Below are 9854 nucleotides of genomic sequence, written 5' to 3'. Positions count from 1 at the left end.
TGTTGTGTAAACGTCAGTTGCTGTGTTTTTGCACTAAGATAGCAAAAAAACGAGAGTGTTTGGATTTAGCGAGATTTTTCCGCAGGAAAAATCAGCCAGCAATTGCGCTTACACGTTGTTGGCTTTTAGTGCTTTTATTCAGTTTCTTTCTTTGAGAAACATTCATTAACCTTAAGTATTTAATTTTGATGAAATTTAAAAAATCTTTTTACACAAGACTTTTCAATCAACCGTTTTTTTGAGTATTAATTTTTCTTTTGAGTTAGGTTATCAAAATCAAATCAGGTTTCAGTCAGCTAAATATTTATTCGGAGTTTGATCTTTCGAAATAGCTTTTCGGCAGTTTTTTCAACTAGTAGGATTTGAGATTAAACGTTGGAAATTTACAAGAAAGTTTTTTCGTTTCTGAAATATTCAGTTACCGCTTTATTTTTTGTCAAAACTATATTTAAAACAAATCTTTTTAGAGTTAAAATAGGATCTTTACACCGTGTTTGAGGCATTAAAGCCAACGGTCTCGTATAACCGCAGTTACGGATAAATATAAGTTAATTTTCGGTTTAGCACCGAAGTTAGCAATTCCGAGTGGATTTGAGAGCCAGTCCTGAGCGTAGCCGAAGGGTAGTCGAATCCGCCGTAATTGCGGTTATACAATGTTGTGCGCTGGCTTTTTTTAAGGTATTCGTATATTTTTTTCTTTCCGTTCGAGCTTTCCAACCAGTTTGTCAATGTTCCGTCCAAGTGTCTTTTCCGTTTTGATATAGTTCAGGTATTTCAAAATTTCGGTTTTTCTTGATTCCGTGAGATTGTTGAAATCCGCTGTTAATTTTTTATCGTTCAACTTTTCGGTTAGCATCTCAGGTATTGGGTAACTTTTTCTTTCGTCATCAAAGTCCTGAACAATTACAAATTCCGCTGTTTTCCCCAATTCCGATTTTCCGCCTTTTAGCATTGGGATGTTTATAAAAAGCCGATATGGCTTATTTTTTACAGGAACGAGATGTTTGGAAAATTTAAAGCCGTTTATTACCCCTTTAACTTTTATATATCCATTTTTCGCCGTCATTTTTTCCGTGATATTTTCGGGTACATCAACACAAGCATTTATTCCGACTTTGTAAATTTCTGCTTTAAATTTCAGTTCCATTTTCAGTTTTCTGTTTGTTTTTCGAGCTTACGCACAACAATTCGGTATAGTGCGAATGCACTATATACCTTTTTTGTGCTAAGGTAACAAATCTTTAATGTTTTTAAAATTATTTACCGCTACATGCGTGTATATTTCAGTGGTTTTTGTCGATTCATGACCGAGTAATAATTGTATGTGTCTAATATCAATTCCGTCTTCCAATAAGTGTGTAGCAAAACTATGGCGCAACATATGCGGCGTTACTCTTTGGTGTAAACCCGCTCTGTTGGCTGCATGGGTAACAACTCTTAAAACACTCGATTCGTTGTACTTCATCGACCTTATGGCGCCTTCAAATAAATAACGTACAGGTCTGTACATTTTAAAATACAACCTTAAATCTTCCAAAACACTTTTATTAAGTATTGTAAAACGGTCCTTCTTACCTTTCGCTTGTCGTACTCTAATCACCATCCGCTTACTGTCAATGTCTTCTATTTTTAAATTTATTAACTCACTCCTTCTCAAACCCGATGAATATAATAACGAAATTATACACCTATGCTTCACATTGGTTGTATGGGCAATCATTTGTAAAATATCGTCTTTCGACAAAACTTTGGGTAACAAAACTTCCTTCTGTGGGCGCTCTATCAAATAAAATCTGTTTGGCATATTAAGCACCACTTCATAATAAAATTTAATCGCATTAATCGACAAATTTACATACGAGTTCGATCGGTTTTGATCAATCAGTTTTTCCAAATAAAACCGAATGTCATTCTCGTCAATATCCTCCAATTCAATCGATCGATAATAATTTATAAAACTCTCAAAATGCTTAACATAAATTTTGGCAGTGGCCATAGCGTAACGTTTCAATTTTAGCTTTTGTAAATAAGGAGCAGGGCAGCGCCTATGGTTTACGGGGAGTTTCCGTTTGTGAAACCAATCAAAATTTAAAGTGTCATTATCATTTTCTAAAGGTTTATTCGAAAAAAAATAATTGCTATTTATCCATGCAACACCTTTAAATTTTTTAAAAATAGCGTCTATATTCTTCGGAGTATTATCAACATAAACAATCCCCATCATTTTATTCCAACGCGGATTTGGCAATTCTTTTACAAGCGCATTAATCACCTTGTCCGACTGGTATTCAAGTCCAATACACTTCTTCCCATGAAGAAATAAATTTCGTAAAGTTATCGATTTATTCATGCTTTCGAACTTTTATAAGCGATATAAATTACGAATAAATTCTACAAAATAAAAATTAACAACTTGATATTCAGTATAAATGCAAGTTCACTGAGTCTAAAAGCTGAAGATCTCACTATTTAAAATGAATTTCTTATTTTTACTGAACAATCAAAACACAGTATTGTCGATTGTACACATACAAAATTTGTCCTCATGAAGAAAATCGGAATCATACTTATAACCACCGTTCTTATTGCTGTTGGTGTGTATTACATTGCTACAACTGCCAATTCGTGGTCAACCAAAGAAACTTTAGACGGTTACGATAGCGAAGCTGCCGCCGAGGCAACTCCCGTAGAATCTTTCGAAAATGCAAACTCCAACACTTCTGGAAACGGACTCAACCCAGCGCATGGGCAACCAGGGCATCGATGCGATATTGCTGTCGGAGCACCTTTAAACGCGCCACTTAGCAACAGTTCTATGCTCAATACCAATACCATGCTCAATCCAGAGCACGGGCAGCCAGGTCACCGTTGCGATATTGCTGTAGGTGCGCCATTGCCTACCAGTTAGTAGTAGTTGGGCGTTCCCCCGTCGGGTCGGGCTTTCCGCGCTACACGGTAGCTTGCTTCAATCCCTAACGCAAAAAATAGCAACTTTTTAAAAGTGTTTTTTAAAAGAGAAGCTTAGCAATACTTTTCTGGAGTATAAAAAATACTGAATTAATTAGAAAGAGGATTTAATTGTTTTTGGCTTCCAATATTTTCAAGAGTTTCTTGCTGTCTTGCCGATTGTCCCAAAAAGCCGTGATTATTATTTCTTTTTCGCTTGATTTTATTTAACATGAGTTCGACGTAAGAACGATGAATATGTGGTAAAATTGACCTATTTAAAAAGTATTGAAAATCAAGGAAGCAGTGTTGGACAAAAGATTAAAAGCTGTTTGAGCGAAGCGAGTTCTTTTAATCTGTGGAAGGTGTTTCCGTAGATTTTCTTATACTTTTTTAATAAGTCTTGACTTTTTGTTTCGTTTTTGTGTCAAGACAAAAATGAAATCAATGTTAAACAACTTAAATAAAAATATTAGGGTTTTATATTTTGGTATTTATATCGAACAGAGGTTAATTACAATACTAGAATAATTACTAATTTTTCCTAATGTTGTAAATTTGAGTATAGACGCTACAAAATGAAAACACACTTTATTCTACGGTAAGAATAAAGTGTGTTTACTATTAACAATTTTTAGGCAATGCCTAAAGAAATTAAATAATTGTAGATTTTCCGTAATCTATATTTTCTTGATTGTAATTTATTATTTCTTCAGCATTGGCAACATAATCAGCAATAAAGTTACCAACATCCGAAGTTGTTTTTTTACTCTCAGCGTCTAAATCTGGAGTTACAATTTTCATTTCTAAAGATTTTTCAACCGCTTTATGTATTGCTTGTGCTTCTTCAAATAGTTTAAAGTGTTCTAAAAGCATCGCCGCCGATAGGATAGAAGCAATTGGGTTGGCAATTCCTTTTCCTTTTCCTTGCGGAAAAGATCCGTGGATAGGTTCAAACATAGCATTTTCATCACCAACAGAAGCAGAAGCAAGTAACCCGATAGATCCTCCAATTACACTTCCTTCATCAGAAATAATATCGCCAAACATGTTTTCAGTTAAAATAACATCAAACTGACTCGGATTCAAAATCATTTGCATCGCAGCATTGTCAACAAACAGAAAATCCAATTCAACATCTTTGTAACTTTCACCAATGTTGGTAACCACTTTACGCCACAAGCGAGAGGTTTCTAACACATTGGCTTTGTCTACCAAGGTTAATTTTTTTCTGCGTGCACGGGCAGCTTTAAACGCTAAATGAGCAATACGCTCTATTTCGTATTCGGCATATTCACATAAATCGGATGCTACCGTACCTTCCTCATTTAAGTTTTTTTCACCGAAATAAATTCCGCCAGTAAGCTCTCTATAAATAGTAAGATCGGTTCCTAAAATACGATCTTCTTTTAAAGGCGATTTATCGATTAAGGTAGGGAAGGCTTTAATTGGGCGAATGTTGGTATACAGCCCTAACGACTTACGTAGTTTTAATAAACCTTGCTCTGGGCGTACCTTTGCCGATGGATCGTTGTCGTATTTTGGGTCGCCAATTGCACCAAATAAAACAGCATCGGTGTTTAAACATAATTGTAGTGTTTCTTCTGGTAGCGGATCGCCAGTTTCGTCAATAGCAATAGCCCCAACAGGTGCTTCTTTAAAAGTAAATGTATGGTTGTAAACCTCGGCAACTGCCTTTAATGTTTTGATGGCTTGTTTGGTAACTTCTGGTCCTATACCGTCACCAGATAATACAGCTATGTCTAAATTCATAAGAGTTGTATTAAAATGTTCTAGAAGCTTCGTAGGCTTCAATTTTATCTTTATTGCTAATTAAAAAATCGATGTCGTCGTACCCGTTCATTAAGCACATTTTTTTATACGCATCAATTTCAAAACTTTCTTTAATTGTGGTTCCTTCCACAGTAATTGTTTGTGTTTCTAAGTTCACAATAATTGCTGTTTCTGGATTGTTTTGTATGGTGGTAAGCATGTTTTTTAAAGTGTCTGGACTCACTTGAATTGGAAGTAAACCGTTGTTGAGTGCGTTTCCTTTAAAAATATCTGCAAAATAGCTAGATACAATAACTTTAAATCCGTAATCGGTTAACGACCATGCGGCGTGCTCACGACTACTTCCGCAGCCAAAATTATCGCCTGCAACCAAAATTTTACCACTGTAAGTAGCGTCATTCAATACAAAGTTAGCATTTTCAGAACCATCTTTGTTGTAACGCCAATCTCTAAATAAATTTTCACCAAAACCAACTTTACTTGTCGCTTTTAAAAAACGAGCAGGGATAATCTGGTCGGTGTCTATATTTTCTATTGGCAAGGGTATTGCCGTTGAATGTAAGGTTACAAATTTTTCCATTCTATATTATTAGTATTGAGGAATTAACTGTTGGTAATGCGTAAATCATTCGTTTGAATAATTACTTTGGATACCATTAATATTCCACTTTTTACTTTTTTTTGTTCTTGTTTCTGTTCTCGACTCCGCTCGAACTGACAGTTTTTTAAGATTTTATACTTTGCTATAAGTTCTCGACTTCAATCGAACTGACAGTTTATGTTTCTTAAACTTTTAACTTCGTACTTCTAACTTCGTACTTTTAACTTCATACTTTATTAGACTAGTTCTAGAGTCTCAACTTCTTCAGAAACATCGATAATTTTTCCTGCAATGGCAGTAGCAGCAGCTACAAGCGGACTCGCCAAAATGGTACGAGCGCCTTGTCCTTGTCGACCTTCAAAGTTTCTATTGGAAGTAGAAACACAATATTCGCCCGCAGGAATTTTGTCTTCATTCATTCCTAAACAGGCAGAACATCCGCTTTGACGCATTTCAAAACCAGCAGCTTCAAAAATATCTTGAATGCCTTCTTCTTTAATTTGCTTCGCCACTTGTTGCGATCCAGGAACAATTAAAGCATTTACATTGGCGGCTTTTTGCTTGCCTTTAATGTATTCTGCAGCAATTCTAAAATCTTCAATACGCGAGTTGGTACAACTACCAATAAATACGTAATTGATATCTTTTCCTAGTAATTTCTCTCCTTTTTGGAAGCCCATATAATCTAACGATTTTTCAAAAGAAACGTCGTCTTTGCTAGGGATGGCTTCGGTGATTTTAATTCCCATTCCTGGGTTGGTTCCGTAGGTTACCATTGGCTCGATATCGGAAGCATCAAAAGTGTATTCCTTATCGAAGGTTGCATCGGCATCCGTAGGAAGAGTTTTCCAATAGGCTACTTTTTTGTCGAATTCGTCTCCTTTCGGTGCAAATTCACGTCCTTTTACGTACTCAAAAGTAGTTTCATCTGGAGCAATCATTCCACCACGAGCACCCATTTCGATACTCATATTACAAACAGTCATACGCCCTTCCATCGTCATGTTTTCAAAAACATCACCTGCATACTCCACAAAATATCCAGTTCCTGAGTTGGTACCGAGTTGTGCAATAATGTAAAGAATAACGTCTTTTGGAAGTACTCCCTTTTTTAAAGTTCCGTTTACAGTAATGCGCATGCTTTTTGGTTTTGAAAGCAATAAACATTGACTTGCAAAAACTTGCGCTACTTGACTTGTTCCAATTCCAAAAGCAATAGTTCCAAATGCTCCGTGTGTAGAAGTGTGACTATCGCCACAAACCATTGTCATTCCTGGTTGTGTAACGCCAAGCTCTGGAGCCATAACGTGTACAATACCTTGGTATGGGTGTCCTAAACCATAAAGAGTAACGTTGTGTTTTTTACAGTTTTCGGTAAGCATTTCTACCTGTTTTTTGGACAATAAATCCTGAATAGGTAAATGCTGATCTTTTGTAGGCACGTTATGATCTGCGGTGGCTACAATTTGTTCTTTTCGGAATAGGGGAATGTTACGTTCTTCAAGTTCATTAAAGGCTTGAGGACTCGTAACTTCGTGAATAAGGTGTTTGTCGATATACAATATTTGCGGTCCATTTTCTACTGTATGAACCACATGACTATCCCAAACTTTATCAAATAATGTTTTACTCATTATAAATTAAGCAATTGCTTTAATATCTATTTTACTTATCTCGATGATTTGATGAATATCGTTATCATCAACTTCTTTTTTCTGATCTGCAAAGGTTAAAAATTCTTTGTAAACTTCATCCAATTGAAGTTTTGTTAATTCGTAACCTACTTTTTTCGCTCTATAAGCTAAGGCAGCACGACCGCTACGTGCGGTTAACACAATAGCAGACTCGGTTACACCAACTTCGGCAGGGTCGATAATCTCGTAAGTTTCTCTATTTTTAATAACCCCATCTTGATGAATTCCTGAACTGTGTGCAAATGCATTGGCACCAACAATTGCTTTGTTTGGTTGCACAGGCATTCCCATACTTTCAGAAACCATTTTACTGGTACTGTAAAGCAATTTTGCATTTACGTTGGTATCTAAATTTAAGTTTGGATGCTGACGCAATACCATGACTACTTCTTCTAAAGAAGTATTTCCAGCACGCTCGCCAATACCGTTAATAGTACATTCTATTTGACGTGCTCCTCCAATTACTCCAGCAATAGAGTTTGCAGTTGCCAACCCTAAATCGTTGTGACAATGACAAGAAAGTATTGCTTTGTCGATACCCGTAACATTTTCTTTTAAATAGCGCATTTTAGCACCGTATTCTTCTGGTAAACAATATCCAGTAGTGTCTGGAATGTTTAGCACAGTAGCCCCTGCTTTAATCACGGCTTCACACACACGCGCTAAATATTCGTTGTCGGTACGTCCAGCATCTTCAGCATAAAATTCTACATCTTCCACAAAAGTTTTAGCATATTTAACGGCAGCAACGGCACGTTCAATAATATCTTCGCGGTTCGATTTAAACTTATATTTTATGTGTGAGTCCGAAGTTCCAATTCCTGTGTGAATACGAGGTCTAACAGCGTGCTTTATAGCTTCTGCAGCTACTTCAATATCTTTTTTAACGGAGCGTGTAAGTCCACAAACCGTTGCGTTTTTTACAATTTTCGCGATTTCGGCAACCGATGTAAAGTCTCCAGGACTAGAAATCGGAAAACCAGCTTCAATAACATCAACACCCAGATCGTCAAGACGCTTTGCAATAACAAGCTTTTGTTCTGTGTTTAGCTTGCATCCAGGTACTTGCTCTCCGTCTCTCAATGTCGTGTCAAAGATTTGGACTTTTTCTTTACTCATCTTGATTTTTTAATGTAATTTGAAATTTGTTTTACGAATGTATATTTTGTGAACGTAATTTTAAGTTTGCTTAACTATTTCTTTACAATGTTTAAGAAAACTTTTTAATAGTTAAAAACTTGATTTACAGTTAATTGAATTTTATTTTTTACAATGACAAGTCAACAAAAAGACACTTTATTTATATTGGTTAAATCGCTTTCTAAGTCTGAAAAACGACAATTTAAGTTGTATGTAAATAGGTTAGGAGTGAATGCCGACGCTAAATTTTTGGCATTATTTAACCTCCTTGATAAAATGAATGACTACAAAGAGGCCGAAATTTTAAAGAGCGGGATCGTAAAAAAGCAACAACTTTCTAACTTAAAAGCGCATCTTTACAAACAAATTTTGGTGAGCCTTCGTCTCAATCCTGTAAATCAAAATATACGATTACAAATACGCGAACAACTCGATTTTGCCACTATTTTATACCATAAAGGACTTTATAAACAGAGTTTGAAAATATTGGACAAAGCTAAATCGTTGGCCATTGAAAACCAAGAAAAGGTAGTGGCTTACGAAATTGTAGAACTCGAAAAGGTTATCGAAACGCAATATATTACAAGGAGTATAAGTGGGCGTGCCGACGAACTTGCCATCCAAGCAAAAGAGTTGAGCATGCAAAATGTACTTACCAGCAAGTTGTCTAACTTATCGTTACAACTTTACGGAATTATGCTTAAGTTTGGTTATGTAAAAAGCGATGAAGAATACCAATGGGTAACCGAATATTACAAATCGCATTTACCAAAATTTAAAGTTTCCGAACTCGATTTTAGAGAAAAATTATGGCTTTATAAAGCACAACTTTGGTACAGCTTTTTAACGCAAGATTTTTTGTCGTGTTATAAGTACTCACTACGTTGGGTAGAACTTTTCTATGAAAATGAACAGATGATTTACCTAAATCCGGTGTTCTTTTTAAAAGGAAATAACTATTTCTTGGAGTCGATGTTTTATGTGAAAAACCGACGTGGTTTTAGGGAAACATTGCAAAAATTGGAAAGTATTGTAAATGACGAGAAGTTTCCGAAGAATGATAATTTGGAAGTTCTTTTCTTCTTGTACAAATACAGTAACATGATTAATCTTCATTTTCTTGAAGGTACATTTGAAGAAGGACTTCATCTAGAAAAAGAAATAAACGACGGTATAAAATTGCATCGCGAAAAAATAGATGAACACCATATTATGATATTGTATTATAAAATTGCGTGTTTGTATTTTGGAGTAGGCGATAATAAAAAATGTATTTCGTATCTGAAGAAAATTATTGACAACAAAAACCTAACAATGCGTGAAGATTTAATGTGTTTTGCGCGAGTGTTAAGTTTGGTTGCTCATTACGAAGCTGGAATGGATTATCATTTGGAAGTTCAGTTAAAAAGCACTTATAAATTTTTACTGAAGATGAATGATTTGCATGAGGTGCAAAAGGAAATGATAAAATTCCTTAGAAACTTAGGTGAAATTTTTCCGCATCAATTAAAAGACGAATTTAAAAAGCTACACACTACATTAAAGCAGTACGAAAATCACCCTTATGAGAAACGCGCTTTTTTATACCTCGACATTATTTCTTGGTTAGAAAGTAATATTGAAAACCGTCCGGTAGGCGATATTATAAAAGAAAAAGCCAAAGACTTAGTTCGATAGTT

8 protein-coding genes are annotated in these 9854 nt (G+C 35.4%); 2 read left to right on the top strand and 6 right to left on the bottom strand.

Features of this window, described 5'->3' with window-relative positions:
- Nucleotides 1-673: 673 nt before the first annotated feature.
- Nucleotides 674-1147, bottom strand: a complete 474-nt coding sequence (locus JMA43_RS13355; protein WP_342157189.1) for a DUF1905 domain-containing protein — start codon at nucleotides 1145-1147, stop codon at nucleotides 674-676.
- A gap of 78 nt (nucleotides 1148-1225) precedes the next feature.
- A complete protein-coding gene (locus tag JMA43_RS13350; RefSeq protein WP_342157188.1) occupies nucleotides 1226-2350 on the bottom strand; it encodes a tyrosine-type recombinase/integrase in 1125 nt (374 codons plus the stop codon).
- Nucleotides 2351-2545: 195 nt separating this feature from the next.
- On the opposite strand from JMA43_RS13350, the gene JMA43_RS13345 reads away from it, so the two are divergent.
- On the top strand, nucleotides 2546-2908 hold the full coding sequence (locus tag JMA43_RS13345; protein ID WP_342157191.1) for a hypothetical protein: 363 nt from the start codon (nucleotides 2546-2548) through the stop codon (nucleotides 2906-2908).
- A gap of 692 nt (nucleotides 2909-3600) precedes the next feature.
- On the opposite strand, the gene leuB is transcribed toward JMA43_RS13345, so the two are convergent.
- The 4 genes from leuB to JMA43_RS13325 all read right to left on the bottom strand — a co-directional run bounded on the left by leuB (nucleotide 3601) and on the right by JMA43_RS13325 (nucleotide 8154).
- A complete protein-coding gene (gene leuB / locus JMA43_RS13340) occupies nucleotides 3601-4719 on the bottom strand; it encodes a 3-isopropylmalate dehydrogenase (protein ID WP_342157187.1) in 1119 nt (372 codons plus the stop codon).
- 10 nt (nucleotides 4720-4729) lie between these two features.
- Nucleotides 4730-5320 (bottom strand): 3-isopropylmalate dehydratase small subunit, encoded by a 591-nt coding sequence (leuD, locus tag JMA43_RS13335; protein ID WP_342157186.1) that lies wholly within the window; start codon nucleotides 5318-5320, stop codon nucleotides 4730-4732.
- A 257-nt stretch (nucleotides 5321-5577) separates the two neighbouring features.
- Entirely contained in the window at nucleotides 5578-6975 is a 1398-nt protein-coding gene (leuC, locus tag JMA43_RS13330; RefSeq protein ID WP_342157184.1) for a 3-isopropylmalate dehydratase large subunit, read from the bottom strand.
- A 6-nt stretch (nucleotides 6976-6981) separates the two neighbouring features.
- Nucleotides 6982-8154 (bottom strand): 2-isopropylmalate synthase, encoded by a 1173-nt coding sequence (locus tag JMA43_RS13325; RefSeq protein WP_342157182.1) that lies wholly within the window; start codon nucleotides 8152-8154, stop codon nucleotides 6982-6984.
- Nucleotides 8155-8307: 153 nt separating this feature from the next.
- On the opposite strand from JMA43_RS13325, the gene JMA43_RS13320 reads away from it, so the two are divergent.
- The gene (locus JMA43_RS13320; RefSeq protein WP_342157181.1) at nucleotides 8308-9852 is read left to right on the top strand and encodes a hypothetical protein; all 1545 of its coding nucleotides are present in this window, start codon (nucleotides 8308-8310) and stop codon (nucleotides 9850-9852) included.
- Nucleotides 9853-9854: the final 2 nt, after the last annotated feature.

It is taken from the genome of Joostella sp. CR20 (assembly GCF_038433465.1).
Lineage (GTDB): Bacteria > Bacteroidota > Bacteroidia > Flavobacteriales > Flavobacteriaceae > Galbibacter.
The sequence above is the reverse complement of the archived record's forward strand: the minus strand, read 5'-3'. Positions and strand labels throughout refer to the sequence as shown.

Bases quoted from the DNA above. Each gene is read 5' to 3' on its own strand.
- JMA43_RS13355 (WP_342157189.1), bottom strand. From the start codon at position 1,147: ATGGAACTGAAATTTAAAGCAGAAATTTACAAAGTCGGAATAAATGCT.
- JMA43_RS13350 (WP_342157188.1), bottom strand. From the start codon at position 2,350: ATGAATAAATCGATAACTTTACGAAATTTATTTCTTCATGGGAAGAAG.
- JMA43_RS13345 (WP_342157191.1), top strand. From the start codon at position 2,546: ATGAAGAAAATCGGAATCATACTTATAACCACCGTTCTTATTGCTGTT.
- leuB (WP_342157187.1), bottom strand. From the start codon at position 4,719: ATGAATTTAGACATAGCTGTATTATCTGGTGACGGTATAGGACCAGAA.
- leuD (WP_342157186.1), bottom strand. From the start codon at position 5,320: ATGGAAAAATTTGTAACCTTACATTCAACGGCAATACCCTTGCCAATA.
- leuC (WP_342157184.1), bottom strand. From the start codon at position 6,975: ATGAGTAAAACATTATTTGATAAAGTTTGGGATAGTCATGTGGTTCAT.
- JMA43_RS13325 (WP_342157182.1), bottom strand. From the start codon at position 8,154: ATGAGTAAAGAAAAAGTCCAAATCTTTGACACGACATTGAGAGACGGA.
- JMA43_RS13320 (WP_342157181.1), top strand. From the start codon at position 8,308: ATGACAAGTCAACAAAAAGACACTTTATTTATATTGGTTAAATCGCTT.